Genomic DNA, 16,811 nt, shown 5'->3' on the forward strand with positions numbered 1-16,811 from the left:
GGCTCAGCGGACCTTGACGGCGGTCGGCGTCACGTTCCAGCCGCGCAGCGCGACCGTCGTGGAGCCCTTGATCGCGGAGGCGGGGTAGCGGATCTCGATCCGGCGCTTGGCCCCCGGCAGCAGCGAGACGTAATTGTCGGTAAAATACGCGGGCAGGACCTGCGTCCCGTCGGCGTTCATCACCGTCAGCTTGGTTGCGAGCGCGGCGACGCTGCCCGGATTGGTGAGGTCGAGCGTGGTCGCGATCTCGTCGCCATCGCGGCGGCTGGTCGCGCTCGAGGTCAGGCGGACCTTCGCCATCTGCGTCATGCCGCGATAGGCGGCATCGTCGGCACCCTGCCAATAGACGTTCTGCGAGACGATTTTGCCCGCGGCGTCGGTCACGTCCAGCGAGACCAGCACCATGCCCTGTGCCAGCAACGGCGCGAGATCGAGCGTGAAGGCGTCGACGACGAGGCCAGCGCCCGCGCTCAAGGTCGCACGCTGTTCGATGAGCACCCGGTTGTCGAGCGACGTCACCTTGGCATGGACGACCGCGCCGGTAAGCGCCGGGCCGTTGTTAACCAGCACCACCTTGTGATCGGGCAGGTTCATCTGGACATGGACCGGCTCCGACGCCTTCTTCGTCCCGTAGAACGCAGCGTGCGTGTCATAGTCGGACGAGAAGATCTGCCATGCCGACGACGGCCAGGCGGGCTGCGTCATCCACAACATCCGCGCGGTGTTGGTGGTCCAGAGCCCGGCGTTGAACCCCTCGAAGATCGCGCGATAAGAGTCGTACTCCATCATCTGCGCCTTGCGTTCGAAGTCGGGCAGGCTGGTGCCCGCGCCATAGCGCGTCGCGAGCGCATCCATGTACGTCTTGACCGCGCCGTTCCCGGTCTGGTGCCAGTCGTGATACGCCCATGTATCGCCGATCGGCCAGAGATCGGCCTTGGGCATCGCACGCGTCCAGGCCTCCAAAGTGGGGAAGCTGGGCGTGCCGAGTTCGACCGAGAATCCCTTGGCGTGTTCGGTGAAATAGGTCGATTCCGGACGCCAGTTATACGGCCCGCTATTCTGGAGGTTCACGCGGTTCGACGAGCCCATGTACAGCCGGGTGCCGTCGTCGCGATTGACGATGTCCTGCAGCGCCTCGTTGAGGATCGGCTGGGGCACGCCCTCGTTGCGGCCGAACCAGACGACGATCGACGGATGGTTGCGGAAGCGCTTCACCACGTCCTCGGCATTGGCGGTGAACAGCGGCACGTCCTGCGCCTCGAGGTTGTAGTCCTGCGTCGATTCCCAGAAATCGTTGAGGATCATCAGCCCGTGTTCGTCGGCGAGATCGTAGAAATTCTCCTCGGTATTCTGGCCGACCCAGTTGCGGATGATGTTGAGGTTGGCATCCTGGTGCAGCCGGAAGAACGGGAGCAGGCGCTCGCGTTCGGTCCGCTTCATGAAGTCGTCCATGCCGATATTACCGCCACGCGCGGCGATCCGCACGCCATTGACCTTGATCAGCAGATACGGCGCGAGGCCGGCATCGCCCGCGATCGGCGTCACCGCGGGCGAGGTCTCGGCGCCGGGGACCAGCGAGGCGGCCCAGCCATTCTCGGTCTGGCGGATGCCCTGGTGCGTGCCGTCGACGATCTGCGTGTGGAGCGCGCGCGCCTTCGACAGGTCGATGCCGACGCGGCGCAGCGTATCGGTCTTGTCCATCAGCGAGATCTCGTAGGTCACCTGCCGCATGCCGAAACGCAGCGCCTTGGTGTCGGATACCGCGCCGGCGACCGCGCTGGTCAGAGTCAGGTCGTGCAGAGCGGGCGCGCCATAGCCGTTCGGCCACCAGAGCTTCGGATTGCGAACCGCGAGCGCAGGGAACTCGGCGGGTGCCATCGTCACGTCGGCGCTCGCATGGGGGGCGAGCGCGACCGACTTGCTGACCGTCACGTCGTCGAATTTCGCGGTGACGGTGGTGGTCGTCGGCTGGTCGGTCAGGTTGCGGACGGGGACGGTGATCTCGACATTGGCCACGCTGTTGTCGGCGTTGGGCAAGGTCGTCACGACCTGCGCATCGCCGAGCGCCGCCGGGCCGGTCGCGATCAGGTCGACGCCCTGCCACAGCCCGGTGTTGCGGTCGCGGATCGACGGGATCCAGTCCCAGCCCTCGGTCGCGACGAAGGTCGGGCCGTCGAGCATCTGCATCCCGCCATTCTCGCCGACGCCCGCGGTCATCGACTCCTCGTGCGCGAGGCCGGGATGCGGCGGCGGCGACACCTTCACGGCAATGACATTGCGGCCCGGGGCGAGTTTGCCGGTGACGTCGAACCGGCCGCGGATGAACGCGCCCTTCATCGTACCGAGGCGCGTGCCGTTCAGCCAGATCTCGGCCGCGTAGTTCACGCCCTTGAAGTTCAGTTCGAGATGCTTGCCGGCGGTTTCGGCGGGGATGTCGATCTCCGTGCGATACCAATAGTCCTGCCGCGCGAGGCGTTCGGGGATCGCCATGTTGTTGAGCCCGAATGCCGGGTCGGGATAGACGCCGCGATCGACCAGCGTGGTCAGCACGGTGCCGGGGACGGTGGCGACGTACCACGACTTCGCGTCATAGCCGGCGCGCGATACCGCTGCCCCATCCGCCTGCACGGTGGGGGCTTCGGCGAGCCGCCAACCGGCGACGGTCCACAGCCCCGGCGATCGCTGCGCCAGTGCCGGGCCTTGAGGTACGGGCTTGGCGACGGGCTTCGACAAGGGCGCGCGGCTGCGGGGCAGCGTGGCCGGGTCCTGCGGGGTGACCTGGCCGAGCGACTGGCGGACCTGCACCGGCCATTCGGACCGAACCGGGTCGCGCTCGGCATACCCCGCGGGCAGGGGGGCGGGCAGGGGCGCGGGCAGCGGCGCGGGTGGCGGCGTCTGGGCGACCGCCGTGGATGCGAGCAGCGACGCGAGCGCGGTGGTGCCAAAGATACGGATCGAACGGTCGGTCATCAGTCATCCCCCTTTTCGGCAGCCGGATCTCTGGCCGGGCTGCACGATCGAGCCGTTAAAAAGCACGGGGAAACGAAAAAGCCAAATTATTTGGCAGATTCGATTCTGCGATCGAACGGGCCGTGGTGGGCGACGAACTCGGCATGGCCGGGGAGTGCCTGCGCGCTGCGTAATGTCGCGGCACGGATCTGGCGGATCGCGTCCGCCACGCGGTCCGCATCGAGCGCGTCGACGATCGGATCATAGCCGACCGGGATCACGTTCTGGCCGAGCAGGACCTGCACCCAGCTCGATATCCCGAACAGTTCGTCGTCGTAGCGGAAGATGCGGGCGTTTTTGCGGAACAGCGTGAGCTTTCGCGTCAGGCTGTCGGGGATCGGCATCGTCCGGACATGCCGCCAGAACGGGGAATCGTCGCGGCGGGTGGCGTGGTAGTGCAGGATGATGAAGTCGCGAACCGAGGTGTAGGCGTCGCCCATCAGGCGGTTATACTCGTCGCGCTCGACGTCGGAGAAACCGCGGTCGGGGAACAGCGCGAAGAGTTTGGAGATGCCGGTCTGGATCAGGTGGATGCTGGTCGATTCGAGCGGTTCGAGAAACCCGCCGGCAAGCCCCAGTGCGACCACGTTGCCCTGCCACAGCTTTTCCCGGCGACCTGCCTTGAACTGCAACTGGCGCGGCTCGGCGGTCGGTTTCGAGTCGAGGTTCGCGAGCAACGTAGCGGTCGCCTCGTCATCCGAGATGTGCGCGCTCGAATAGACATGGCCATTGCCGGTGCGATGCTGGAGCGGGATCCGCCATTGCCAGCCGGCGGTACGCGCGGTCGCTCGCGTGTAGGGGAGCAGCGGTGCGCTCGGTTCGGTCGGCACCGCGACCGCGCGGTCGCAGGGGAGCCAGTGCGACCAGTCCTCGAACGGCACGCCCATCGTCTCGCCGAGCAACAGGCTGCGAAACCCGGAGCAGTCGATGAAGAGGTCGCCGTCGATCGATCGTCCGTCGTCCAGCCGGACCGCGCTGACATGCCCCGTGTCGGCATGGCGATCGGTGCCGGTGATGCGTCCCTCGATCCGGGTGACCCCGCCGGCCTCGGCACGGCGGCGGAGGAACGCGGCATAGAGCCCGGCGTCGAAATGATAGGCGTAGGCCAGCGGCTGTTGCCCGTTGGGAAGGCCGAACTTGTGCAGATACGCGGCGACCGCGGAGGGCGCATACGCATCGAGGCCGCCGATGCCGGGTCGATTCCGCAGTTTCAGCCAGAGCTGGTGGAACGCCAGCCCCTGGATATCCCGACCATGACCGCCGAACGCGTGCATGTAGCGATCCTGGCCGGTGTCCCAGCCGACGAATTCGATACCGAGTTTGAAGGTGGCGCCGGTGGCGCGGAGGAAGTCGCGTTCGTCGATGCCGATGAGCGCGTTGAATCCCAGGATCGGCGGGATCGTCGCTTCGCCGACGCCGACAGTGCCGATCGCGTCGGACTCGATCAGGACGATCTGGCGCTGGCCATTGTCGAGATAGCGCGCAGCGGCGGCGGCGGCCATCCAGCCGGCGGTGCCGCCGCCGACGATCACGACCTTGCGGATCGGGCCAGGGTTCGGGTCGGTCATCGGGCACGCTCCAGTTGCGCGAGATAGGCGGGGTAAGGCGGCAGCCGCGCGGGCAGCGCGGCGGTCGCGTCGGCAAGTCGCTTCAGCGTCGCGGCGATCGGTTCGGGCGGGCTGGCCGACGCGATCGGGTCGGCGATGCGGGGAACCATGCCGAGCCCCAGCAGCAGGCCGTGCCAGTCGTCCTTGTCGAAGCTTTCGTCCTCGTAGAACGGCAGGCGACCGCGGTGCGCGAACTGCTCCAGCGTGTGGGCGAGGCTGTCGGGGCGGGGCAGGCGTGACGCCCTTTTCCAGAATGGCCCCCGCGTTCGTCCGGTCGGCAGGTAATGGGCGGCCTGGAAGTCGCGGACGCGTGCGGCCTGGCGGTAACTGCGCTGGTTGTATTCGGCGAGTTCGGTCGGCGCGCAGTCGCGGCCCGGCAACAGTTCGATCGCGCGCAGGATAGCTTCGTGGGCGAGGTGCAGAGTGGCGTTGGCGAGTGGATCGAGCATGACTGCGGCATCGCCCAGCGCGAGGACGTTGTGCTTCCAGGGTTCGGCACGGACGCCCGGCGCAATCGGAACGATCGTTTCGCCGGTGGGCAGGATGCGGCGCGCGCTGGAGTCCGACGTCTGATCGGCGGCAAAGGCCAGCCCGACCAAGGTCCGGTCGCGCAGGGGGCTCGCAAACCGCCAGCCCGCGGGCATCGCGACCATTCCATCGGTCGGCGTAGGGGTCTGCGCAGGCTCCGTCCCTAGCAACAGTCGATCGACCGGAAGCCAGAACCGCCAATCCTCCCACTGCGTATCGAGCGCTGCGCGCAACGGTGCGGCCGGGCCTGAACAGTCGAGATACAGATCGGCGACGACCCGGCGGCCGTCTGCGAGCGCCAGCGCCGCGACCCGCCCGTCTTCACTTCGCTCGATGCCGGCATAGGCTCCCGGAACCGGGACGATGCCGATATGCCGGGCAAGCGCGCGCAGCAGGTCGCGGTAGCGGGGCGGATCAAGCCGCAACGCAAAGTCGAAGCCCGAGATCGGCGAGGTCGGATCGTCGGACGGATGGACGAATTTCTCCGCGGCGGCGAGGACCGCGGGCACCGAGAACGCATCGAACGCCGCGATTTTGCCATTCCGCCGTGCATTGAGCCAATGCTGGTAGAATGCGCCGGGTGCGATCGTCCCGCCGCGCTCGCCATGCGCCAGCACGAACGACGTCCCATCGGCGCTCCAGTCCGACAGCCGGGTGCCAAGCCGGTGCGTGGCACCTGCGGCAAGCAAATCGCGTTCGCGCAGGCCGATCCGGTCGTGGAACTCGGCGATCGTAGGCAGGGTGCCGGGCCGGCGATCCGCCAGCGCTGCGGGGTCTTCGGGAGTCTCGATCAACGTCACCACAAGCTCGGGCAGCGCACGCGCGAAAGCGATCGCCGCGGACAGGCCGACGATCCCGGCGCCGAGCACGGCAATGCTCGCGATCGGCGCTCGGCTCGTCACGCGGCGATCGTCGCGTTGCGGCGCGCGATGAACGCGGCATGGTCGGGCATCGCGGTGGCGGTGGCGGCGACATGATCGCGCAGGCTGGCGACCGCGCGATCGAGCCCGTCGAGTCCGGGGCGATCGGCGCGCTGGTCCCAGGCCTGCGGGATGATCCCCTGGCCGAGATACACCGCGATCCAGCTCGGTTCGAGGAACAGCCCTTCGCCATACTGCGTCACGCGACCGGCGCTGCGGAACAGCTCCATCTTCTCGGCGAGCGTGTCGGGGACCTCCATCGTCCGGACATGGTGCCAGAAGTCCGAATCGTCGCGTGTGGTGGCGTGATAATGCAGGATCAGGAAGTCGCGGATGCGGTCATATTCCATATCGACCATGCGGTTATACTCGGCGCGGTCGGTCGCGGAGATCCCCGCCGCCGCGGCATTTTGCGGGAACAGCTCGATCAGCTGCGTGACCGCCATCTGCGCGAGGTAGATGCTGGTCGATTCGAGCGGCTCGAGGAACCCCGAGGCGAGCCCGACCGCGACGACGTTGCCGACCCAGCTGTTGCGGCGGCGACCGGCGCGGAATTTGAGGAAGCGCGGATCGGAAAGCGGCGCGCCCTCGACCGACGCGACCAGCGTATCGGCCGCCGCCTGGTCCGATATATGCGCGCTGGAATAGACATAGCCATTGCCGACGCGGTGCTGGAGCGGGATCCGCCACTGCCACCCGGCCGATTTCGCCGTGGCCCTCGTATAGGGCTCGATCGGTCCCTCGGGCGACGTGCACGGCATCGCGACGGCACGATCGCAGGGCAGCCAGCGCGACCAGTCCTCCCACGGCTCTGCCATGGCGTCGCCGAGCAACAGGCTGCGGAAGCCGGAGCAGTCGACGAACAGGTCGCCCTCGATCGTGTCGCCCGAGTCGAGGCGGAGCGCGCGGACGTCGCCGCTCACGGCATCCTGGTCCACCGACACGATCCGCGCTTCGGTCCGACGCGCGCCGTGCGCTTCAGCAAAGCGGCGCAGATAGGGGCCGAACAGCGTCGCATCGAATTGATAGGCATAGCCGAAGCTCGAGGCGAGGTCGCCCGCCGGACCATCGGGAACGGCGAAGCGGTGACGCTTGGCGGCGGCGACCGCGACCGAATAGTCGCCGATCGGTCCGGCGCGTCCTTCGGCGGCGAGGCGCAACCAGTAATGGTGGAAGCCGACATCATCGAGCGGGCGGCCGAAACTGCCGAACGGATGGATATAGCTGTCGCCGATCGCGCCGAAATCGCGGAAGTCGATCCCGAGCTTGAAGGTCGCATGCGTGGCCCGCATGAAGTCGGCTTCGTCGAGCCCGAGGCGCTCCACGAACGCGCGGATATGCGGCAGGGTCGCTTCGCCGACGCCGACGATGCCGATCTCGGCCGACTCCACCAGGTGGACCGTGCACGCCGTCGGCAACAGCCGCACCAACGCCGCCGCCGTCATCCACCCCGCCGTCCCGCCGCCGACCACAATGACCCGCGTTGGCACCCTGTCCATGTCTACCATCATCCTCTCATCATGGCATTTTTCCATGCCTTTATCAGTAGGGCCGTTCCGAGCCTGTTACACTTTGGCAACACATCGGCAACGTCTGACACATCCGTATATCAAATTGTCTTATTCAGCTTGTGGTCCCAAAATTTGCTGCCTAACACCTTGGCAAGGCGGACGAAGGACGTTCGTCGATCTGGGGAAAGCGTGATCGGATCGACTGCTCGAAGAGCGGCGGCGATCGTGCTGTGGATGCTTAGGGGTTTATCATGGCTGGTGTTGCATCATCGCGGGCTATCGCTCGCGCGTCGCGTCTTGTCGGCGCAAGCGTTTCGGTTATCGCGATCGCCGTGATGGCGCCTTCGGCGTTCGCGCAGGTCGCCGATCCCGCAGCATCCGATCCCCAGGCGGTTCCGGTCCCCGCCGGCCCGGGCGTCGCCAGCACGACGTCGGGCTCGGCCAGCCTGGATTCGGCGACGGCGGGTACGGCCCCCGGTTCGGCGAGCAACACCACGGGCACGTCGGGCGCGTCGCAGGACGCCGGCAACCCGACCCCGGATCCCGAGCGCGAAGAGATCGTCGTAACCGGCATTCGCCAGAGCCTGGCCAACGCGCAGAACATCAAGCGCAACTCCGACACGGTCGTCGACGCGATCACCGCGGAAGACATCGGCGCGCTCCCCGACCGGTCGGTCAACGAAGCGCTGCAGCGTGTTCCCGGCGTGTCGATCAGCCGTTTTGCGGCCCCCAGCGACTCAGCGCATTACTCGGCCCAGGGCTCGGGCGTCGTGATCCGCGGCCTCAGCTATGTGCGTGGCGAGTTCAACGGCCGTGACGCGTTTGCGGCGGGCGGCGGTCGCGAGATCGGCTTCAACGACATTCCGGCGGAAATCGTCGGCTCGGTCGAGGTGTTCAAGAACCTCACCGCCGATCTCGTCGAGGGCGGCATCGCCGGCACCGTCAACATCAACACGCGCAAGCCGTTCGATTCGAAGAAGGACCTGCTGTTCCTCTCGGCGGGCATGAACCTCGGTGACCTGGAGAAGCGCGGCGCGCCGCAGTTCGTCGGGCTCGTCTCGAAGCAGTTCGATCTCGGCAGCGCAGGCCGGTTCGGCATCCTCGCCAGCGGGACCTACCAGAAGCTCTACAGCCGCTCGGACTCGGTGTTCATCTCGTCGATGCTGCCGCGCTACAACGACGACAAGAACGGCAATGGCGTTCAGGATGCCGGCGAAGGCCGTGTGCTGAACGCGGGCACGCCGTTCCAGTCGACGCTGTTCGATACCTTCCCGCTGCCGGCCGGTCGCGACGTGGTGTACGCGCCGCTGGGTGCTGGCTCGCGCTCGCAGGATTTCAATCGCACGCGCATCGGCTATTCGGGCGCCGCGCAGTATGAGACCGCCTCGGGCAACCTGCTGATCACCGGGCAGTTCGTGCGTGCGGAGTCGACCGACGACTGGCTCGAGCACACCGTCGAGCCGAACGTGTATTACGGCGATGCCAACACCGTCTTCCCGGTCGGCGGCTCGGACTTCACCTATGACGAGGACGGCATCTTCACGAGCGGTACGCTCGGCAAGCGCAGCGGGCAGGTATTCGGCAACAATCCCGCAGGCTGCGGTACCAACGCTGATGGTTCGCTGGTAACCTATTGCCCGCTGACGCAGTTCGCGCCGAACGGCGTGTTCACGACCGAGTCGAATCGCCACTTCTTCTCGAAGTCGATCTCGCAGGATCAGTCGCTCAACATCAAGTTCGAGCCGATCGATCGCCTTCACCTGAACTTCGACGGTCAGTATGCGACGTCGAAGGTGAAGGTGCGCGACGACATCCTCGATACCGCGACGTTCAGCCAGACCGCCATCGACCTGCGTGGCGGGATCCCGCAGATCACCTCGATCACGCCGGGCTTCGACACGACCAGCTATTTCGCCAACCCCAACTCGATCTATTTCCGCGACGCCTTCAATGGCCGCCAGGACAACAAGGGGCGTGAATGGGCGTTCCGCGGCGATGCGCAGTTCGACGTGAGCGACACCGCGTTCCTGCGCAACGTCCGGGTCGGTGGTCGTTACGCCGATCGCAAGCAGACGGTGAAGGCGGTCGACTATAATAACTGGGGCTATCTGTCGGAGACCTGGGCGGCGAATGGTCCCGTGACCTACGCAGCACTCGACCAGAACGAGCAGAGCCTGCACAACTTCACCAACTTCTTCCGCGGAAAGACCAACACGCCGCCGAGCGCGACGTTCGTCGCCGACGACATCCTGCGCGATCACGATGCGTTCACCGATCTGCTGCGCAAGATCACGGCGCTCGGGGGTGGGACCTATACGCCGGCCGAGGATCGCAAGACCTCAAACGGCAGCGCGCTGATCGACGGTGCGTATCTGCCGAACGAGGTGTACCGGAACCGCGAGCAGACCATGGCCGCCTATGCCCGCGCCGATTTCGGCGTCGAGGATTTCGGGAACGGCATGAGCCTGACGGGCAATGTCGGCCTGCGTTTCGTGCGCACCAAGGACAATTCGGACGGCGCGATCACCTTCCCGCAGCAGAATACGATCTTCGATCCGAGCAATCTGCCGGCCAACCCCAATGGCGGCACCTATCCGGCGACGCTGGCCGGGTTCTGTCAGTCGCAGCGCGACGTTCCGCCGACGTCGGGATCGATCAACCCGATCTGCACCGTGCCGGCGGCGCAGCAGGCCGCGATCCTCGCTTATGCCAATGGATCGTCGACGCCCGATATCGCCAAGCAGAAGTTCAACTTCTGGTTGCCGAGCGCGAACGTGAAGCTGCAGGTCACGCCGACCTTACTGTTCCGTGCGGCAGGATCGAAGGCGATTTCGCGACCGAACTTCGGCGATCTTCGTAACTATGTCGGCGTCGGCACGTCGGGCGGCAACACGGCCGGGAACTTCCAGTTCGCCGCGCAATCGCGCAATCCGTTCCTCCGTCCGGTCGAGGCGCTCCAGTTCGACCTGACCAGCGAATGGTATTTCTCGAAGGTCGGCTCGCTGACCGCGACGGTGTTCCACAAGACGCTGTCGAACATCATCGTCGACAATCTCGGCTATACGCGCACGCTGACCAACAACGGCCAGACGTTCGACGTGCAGGTCAGCGGCCCCGCCAACGTCGACGGCAAGTCGCGGATCAAGGGCGCGGAAATCGCGTATCAGCAGACCTTCGACTTCCTGCCCGGTGCGCTCGGCGGGCTCGGCATGCAGGCTAACTACACGTATGTGAAGGCGGGCAAGATCCCCAACCCGATCCCGGCCAACGGCGCCGCGGATGGCAGCCGTCCGCCGCAGGACGTCGCCGGCCTGTACGACAATCTGCCGTTGCAGGGGCTGTCGAAGCATACCGTCAACCTCGCCGGCTTCTACGACAAGGGACCGTTCTATGCCCGTGTCGCGTATAGCTGGCGGTCGAAGTTCCTGCTCACCAACCGCGACTGCTGCTTCCCGTTCCTGCCGGTCTACGCGTTGCCGACCGGACAGCTCGATGCCTCGGCGTTCGTGACGGTGAACGAGCATTTCAAGCTCGGCGTGACCGCGTCGAACCTGCTCGACGAGACGACCAAGACCAACTTCCTGCTGAACGGTGCCGGGCTGGAAGCCCCGCGCAGCTTCTTCAAGAACGACCGGTCGTACACGCTGTCGGCGCGCATGACCTTCTGAGGTAGCGCGACGGGAAGCTGGGGATTACACGCACGCGATGAGTGATATCCCCGGCTTTCCTGTTGCCGAGACCAGTGCGATCGACGCGGCACGGTTCGAAGCCGAGATCGCGCATGGCTATCGCCCGGTTGTCATGCGTGGACTTGCGGCCGACTGGCCTGCGGTGCGAGCCGCGCGCATTTCGGATCGTGCGATCGGCGAGCATATCGTGTCGTTCGATGGCGGACGCTCGGCGGACGTGATGGTCGCGCAAAGCGATGTGCGCGGGCGGTTCTTCTATGATGACGACCTGAGTGGCTTCAATTTCGAGCGTGCGAAGGCGCCGATCCCGACCTTGGTCGAGCAGCTGATCGCGCTCCAGGGCGTGGCGGGTGCACCGGCGATCTATGCAGGCGCTGCGGCGGCGGGGGAATTCCTGCCGGGTTGGGCGGAGGCGAATGTCCTGCCCCTGCCGACCCCCGATGCTGTGCCGCGTGTGTGGATCGGCAACGAGAGCCGGGTATCGACGCATTACGACGTGTCGAGCAACGTCGCGGTCGTGGTCGCGGGGCGGCGGCGGTTCTGCCTGTTTCCGCCCGAGCAGGGGCCGAACCTGTATGTCGGGCCGCTCGATGTCACGATCGCCGGACAGCCGGTCAGCCTGGTCGACCTTGAGGCGCCTGATTTGGAGCGATTTCCACGGTTCGTGGAGGCGCGCGCGCAGATGCAGGTGACGATGCTGGAGCCGGGCGATGCGATCTTCATTCCGTCGATGTGGTGGCATGACGTGAAGGCGCTCGGGCGGTTCAACGTGCTGGTCAATTACTGGTGGGGGCAGGCGGGCGCGGCGTCGCCATTCCCTGCGCTGATCCACGCGATCCTGGCGATCCGCGACTTGCCCGAGGGCGAGCGGGCGGCGGTGCGGGGGTGGTTCGATCACTATGTGTTCGGCGACGATGCGAAGGCTGCGGCCGCGCATTTGCCCGAGGCAATGCGGGGCGTGCTCGGGGTTCCCTCGGTGGAGCGGACCGACGCGATCCGCGGGTATCTCGCGCGGACGCTGGAGCGGCTGTAGCCCAACTTCGCAATCCTCCCCCGCCAGGGGGAGGTGGCGCCGAAGGCGACGGAGGGGGCGGACACGAAACAGAGGTTTCGCTTACCTCCCCCTCCGTCTGGCAAGCGCCAGCCACCTCCCCCTGGCGGGGGAGGATGATAATTGTTTTAGCGCCCCCGCGTCGCGTCGAGGAACGCTGCGGTCCACACCAGCGGGGCGTTCCAGTTTATCGCGACTTCGTTGACGGTGAAGGCTCGGTAGTCGTCAATCCAGCAGGTTTGGGGTGCGCAGCCCTTCATCGGGCCGGGCTCTTTCGCGGCTGCCGAGTTGGGGCCACCGGAGAGGACACCGGTGGGTGGTTCGGGGTAGCTTTTGTCCGCTGCGGCCGCCCAAAAGCGGTGGTGTGGGTGCTGCATCGGGCGCGTGCCGATGCCGGTGACGTAGGAGCGGTCGAGCGGGTTCCGGCCGAGGATGTAGTCGAGGCTCGCCACCACCGCGTCGCGATAGGCGGGCTTGCGGTCGATCTGCCATGCGACGCCGAGCACGATCGCGCGGTTGAGGATCGAACTGCTCGAGCCCCAGGGATAGTTGGTGCCGCCGAAGGGTATGCCGTAGCCGCTCCGCTTGCCCTCGGTGACGAAGCCGTCGGCGAGCGCGGTGATCCGGCTGCGGAGCGTGGCGCGATCGTCCGCGGGGAGCGCGTCGGGCAGGGTCGCGAGCGTCAGCGCCCCCGCCAGTTTCAGCGAACCCCAGCCGATATCCGTGCCGGGATCGGTGAAGATGCCGTCCTTACGGAGGCGATCGAGGAAAACCGCTTCGTTGGTGGTCGCGTAGAGTTGCGCGGCGGCGAAGGTGAACTCGTCGCGGACATCCGGGTCGCCATAGCCGCCGCTGCCGGTGAAGTCGGAGCTGGTAAGGAGGGCGGGGTGGCGAAGTGCCGCCGCCCAGCCACGTCGCGCCGCGGTAAGGCATTTGGCGGCGAAGGTCGGGTCGATCGTCCGCCAGACCCGTGCGCACTGTGCCGCCACGCCGACCATGTTGAGCGTTGCCGCGGTGGAAGGCGGGTACAGGAACCGGCGTTCGCGATCGTCGGCGGGGGCGGTCGGGAGTCCGGTCCAATTCTCGTCGGCGATCTTGGTGTGAACCAAGCCGCCGGCATCGATCGTCTCGAACCGGGTGATCGCCTTGCCCGCGATGCCGGCGTCGGGCGCCACGGCGAGGCGCGTGCCATCGGGAATCTGCATCGCAAGCAGGAACGCGACTTCGACGCGCGCTTCGTCGAGCAGGTCGTCCTTACCGTTGGCGCGTTCGGGTAGCGCGAGGCGGCCATCGGCGAAGGCGTTTGCGTCACCGAACACGGCGAGGCGCTCGTGCAAGTCGAGCAGCGTCCAGGTCGAGACACCGCCGTTGACGACGTATTTGCCGTGGTCGCCCGCGTCGTACCAGCCGCCGGTCGCGTCGAGCTTGTAGTCGCACCCGGGCCATTTGACGCCCTTCTGATCGCGGCCGGCAAAGCAGGTGGCAATATCGGGGGCGTGGGCGGCGGGGCGGGTGAGATCCTTGCGTTCGACATAGGCCGGCAGGATCGGCACGCCGCTGCGCTGCTGGTAGAAGAACGCCATCGCCGCGGTCGCCACGCGCGCGAACGGACGGTCTGCGATTGCGAATGCGTGGCTGGCGTTGGTGCCGACGTGGAGGCGATAGCCGGTGCCCGGGGTACGAAACGTGCCGAAGTCGATCCGGTGGACGCTTTCGCCCGAGGCTGCGTCGGGACCGACCGGTATCGTCTGGCCCGACGCGACGGTCTTGCCGCGCGCGTCGGTCAGTGTCCACGCGAGAGACTTCGTCTGCGCGGATGGGAGGACCGCCGTCTTCGGGCCGCTCGTCTCGAACCCCGCCTGATCGATCCGGATCGACGCGGGCGGGGGTTGCGTGGCGGCGGTCGTCAGCAGGACGGCCGCCGCACCGAGCAGGAGCCGGCTCAATCGCCGCACTTCGTCATCGGGACCGGCGCGGAGTCGATCTTCACGTCGGAGATCGACAGGCCGAGCTTGCCATCGGTGGCGATCACGAACGGTGCGGTGACGTGCGCCATGTCGATGCCGCGCTTGGCGAAGCATTGCAGCGGGACGATCACCTGCTGCCAGTCGCCCGGCTTGCCGGCCGCGAGCGTCCTGGTGATCGGGACGGTCACCGCCTTGCCGTCGTTGCTGACCATGCCGAGGCCGACCGGCGCGCTGCCGGCGCGGTCGACACGAACGTCGACCACGAGGCTCAGTTCGCCATTGCTCTCGCGGGTCAGGTCGAGCGGGCCCGATGCCTCGACGCGCGCATCGGCAGGCCCACCCGCCCAGACGAGCGCGCGCGCGTCTTCCTGGCGGCGGCGGTCGACCGCGGAAGCGGTGAGGCGCTTCGTTGCGGTCGTCGCGTTGACGCCGAGCAGACGGACCTTCGACTGGTCCTGCTCGACCAGCGTCAGCGACCAGCCTTCGGGGACGCGGCCCTTGCCGAAGATGGTGCCGTTCGACGACGCGGCCATCCCGGCGGGACGGGTCTCTTCAAGCTTGGGGACGGTGCCGGGCTTGGCGTAACTGAGGCCGTAGCCGAATGCGAACAGCGGGTCGTAGCCGGGATCGGAGCGGTTGAGGACGTACTGGTCGGGGCGTTTGGGCCAGGAGAAACTGAGCTTGCCGCGGAAGTCGTTGGCGACGCCGCCGTCTTTCTTGCGGAACAGCACGTCGGCCACGCCGCCGCCTTCGCTGCCCGGCAGGAACGCTGCGACGAACGCGTCCGAAGCGTTCAGCTCGGCATTCACCCACAAAGGACGCCCCGACAGGAATACCGCGACGACCGGCACGCCCGCCGCCTTCAGTTTCCGCAGCAGTTCGAGGTCGGACTTGTCCTCGGCACTGTATTCGAGGTTCGGGCGGTCGCCCTTGAACTCGGCATAGGGCTGTTCGCCGAACACGACGATCGCCGCGTCGGGCTTTTTTGCAAAGCTGCCGTCCGCCGACAGCGTCGCGGTGCCGCCGGCGCCCTTGACCGCGGTGCTGATGCCCGACCAGATCGTCTCGGCATTGGGGAAGTTTGCGTTGGTCGTGCCGCCCCCCTGCCACGTCAGCGACCAGCCGCCGGCCTGTTGCGGGATGTTATCCGCACCGCCGCCCGCGACGAGGATGTTGGTCGACGGTTTCAGCGGGAGCAGCCCGCCTTCGTTCTTGAGCAGGACCATCGATTCTCGTGCGGCGCGGCGTGCGATCGCACGGTGGTCGGCGGCGCCGATGAGGTTCATCTTGCCGGCGAGCGCGCGTGACGACGGGCGGCCGCGATCGAACGTGCCGGCGCGGATCTTCACGCGGAGGATACGGCGGACCGCGTCGTCGAGGCGGGCGGCGGGGATTTCGCCCGATTGCGCCTGCTTCAGCGTGTTGGCGTAGAGCGTCTTCCAGCCGGAGCCCGAATACATGAACATGTCGAGCCCGGCGTTGATCGCAGGCGCGCAACTCTCGTTCGAGCAGCCTTCGACCTGGCCGTGGCCGTTCCAGTCGCCGACCACGAAGCCGTCGAAGTTGAGGCGATCCTTGAGGACGCCGGTCAGCAGGCTCTTGTTGCCGTGCATCTTGGCGCCGTTCCAGCTCGAGAAGCTGGCCATCACCGACTGCGTGCCGGCTTCGATCGCCGCGGGGTAACCGCCGAGATGGATGTCGCGCAACGTCGTTTCGGGGATCAGCGCGTCGCCCTGGTCCCGCCCGCCCGTGCCGCCGTCGCCGAGGAAATGCTTGGTCGTCGCGATGACATGGTCGGGGGCGAGGAACTCCTTGGTGCCGACCTTGCCCTGGACGCCTTCGATCACCGCGCCGGCGTAGTCGGCCTGGATCGTCGGCTCCTCGGAATAGCTCTCATACGTGCGGCCCCAGCGATCGTCGCGGACCACCGCCAGCGTCGGTGCGAAGGTCCAGTCGATGCCGGCGGCGGCGGTCTCGATCGCGGTGATGTGGCCGATCTCGCGCATCAGGTCGCGGTCGCGCGCCGCGCCGAGGCCGATATTGTGCGGGAAGAGCGTCGCGCCGGGGATGTTGTTGTTGCCGTGGACCGCGTCGGTGCCCCAGATCACGGGAATCGCGGGGCGGCCGTCGGTGCGGGCCATCGAGGCGTCGTAGAATTCATCGGCGAGTTTCAGCCATTCGACGGGGGGCGCGAGGTCGTTGCCGCCGGGGCCGGCATTGCCGCCGTTGAGGATCGAGCCGAGCTTGTGGGTGCGGAGGTCCGACGGCTCGATGCTGGCGATGTCGACCTGGATCAGCTGGCCGATCTTGTCCTCGACGGACATGCGTTTCATGATCGCATCGATCCGTGCCTCGACCTTCGGATCACGCGAGGGACGCGCGCTGACGGTCGGCCAGATCTCGGGACGCGCGACCGCAGATGGCGGTGCTGATTGCGCTACCGGCGTTGCGGCCGATTGCAGCAGAAGCGCGATCGTGAACGTGGAAAACCCTGCCGACATCATACTCTCCCCCGATGGTACGCGATCG

Annotated in this window: 8 protein-coding genes; 2 read left to right on the forward strand and 6 right to left on the reverse strand. The window is 66.9% G+C overall.

Features of this window, described 5'->3' with window-relative positions:
* Positions 1-3 precede the first annotated feature (3 nt).
* The 4 genes from NLI89_RS06740 to NLI89_RS06755 form a co-directional block, all read right to left on the reverse strand.
* Positions 4-2,970 (reverse strand): glycoside hydrolase family 2 protein, encoded by a 2,967-nt coding sequence (locus NLI89_RS06740; protein ID WP_254686321.1) that lies wholly within the window; start codon positions 2,968-2,970, stop codon positions 4-6.
* Positions 2,971-3,056: 86 nt separating this feature from the next.
* Positions 3,057-4,577 (reverse strand): tryptophan halogenase family protein, encoded by a 1,521-nt coding sequence (locus tag NLI89_RS06745; protein ID WP_254686322.1) that lies wholly within the window; start codon positions 4,575-4,577, stop codon positions 3,057-3,059.
* Positions 4,574-6,046 carry a tryptophan 7-halogenase gene (locus NLI89_RS06750; RefSeq protein ID WP_254686323.1) on the reverse strand — a complete coding sequence of 491 codons (1,473 nt, stop codon included), beginning with the start codon at positions 6,044-6,046 and terminating at the stop codon, positions 4,574-4,576. The genes NLI89_RS06745 and NLI89_RS06750 overlap by 4 nt, the downstream gene beginning before the upstream one ends.
* Positions 6,043-7,563 carry a tryptophan halogenase family protein gene (locus NLI89_RS06755; protein WP_368077251.1) on the reverse strand — a complete coding sequence of 507 codons (1,521 nt, stop codon included), beginning with the start codon at positions 7,561-7,563 and terminating at the stop codon, positions 6,043-6,045. Before NLI89_RS06755 ends, NLI89_RS06750 begins: the two co-directional genes overlap by 4 nt.
* Before the next feature lie 263 nt (positions 7,564-7,826).
* Between NLI89_RS06755 and NLI89_RS06760 the strand changes: the two genes are divergently transcribed.
* A complete protein-coding gene (locus NLI89_RS06760; RefSeq protein ID WP_254686325.1) occupies positions 7,827-11,243 on the forward strand; it encodes a TonB-dependent receptor in 3,417 nt (1,138 codons plus the stop codon).
* A gap of 37 nt (positions 11,244-11,280) precedes the next feature.
* Positions 11,281-12,297 (forward strand): cupin-like domain-containing protein, encoded by a 1,017-nt coding sequence (locus NLI89_RS06765; RefSeq protein WP_254686326.1) that lies wholly within the window; start codon positions 11,281-11,283, stop codon positions 12,295-12,297.
* Positions 12,298-12,443: 146 nt separating this feature from the next.
* Here NLI89_RS06765 and NLI89_RS06770 read toward each other — a convergent pair whose 3' ends face one another.
* Positions 12,444-14,270 (reverse strand): glycoside hydrolase family 9 protein, encoded by a 1,827-nt coding sequence (locus tag NLI89_RS06770; RefSeq protein ID WP_439144484.1) that lies wholly within the window; start codon positions 14,268-14,270, stop codon positions 12,444-12,446.
* Positions 14,258-16,783 carry a glycoside hydrolase family 3 protein gene (locus NLI89_RS06775; protein ID WP_254686328.1) on the reverse strand — a complete coding sequence of 842 codons (2,526 nt, stop codon included), beginning with the start codon at positions 16,781-16,783 and terminating at the stop codon, positions 14,258-14,260. The genes NLI89_RS06770 and NLI89_RS06775 overlap by 13 nt, the downstream gene beginning before the upstream one ends.
* Between the last annotated feature and the right edge of the window lie 28 nt (positions 16,784-16,811).

It is taken from the genome of Sphingomonas faeni, from assembly GCF_024273235.1.
Taxonomy (GTDB): domain Bacteria; phylum Pseudomonadota; class Alphaproteobacteria; order Sphingomonadales; family Sphingomonadaceae; genus Sphingomonas; species Sphingomonas faeni_A.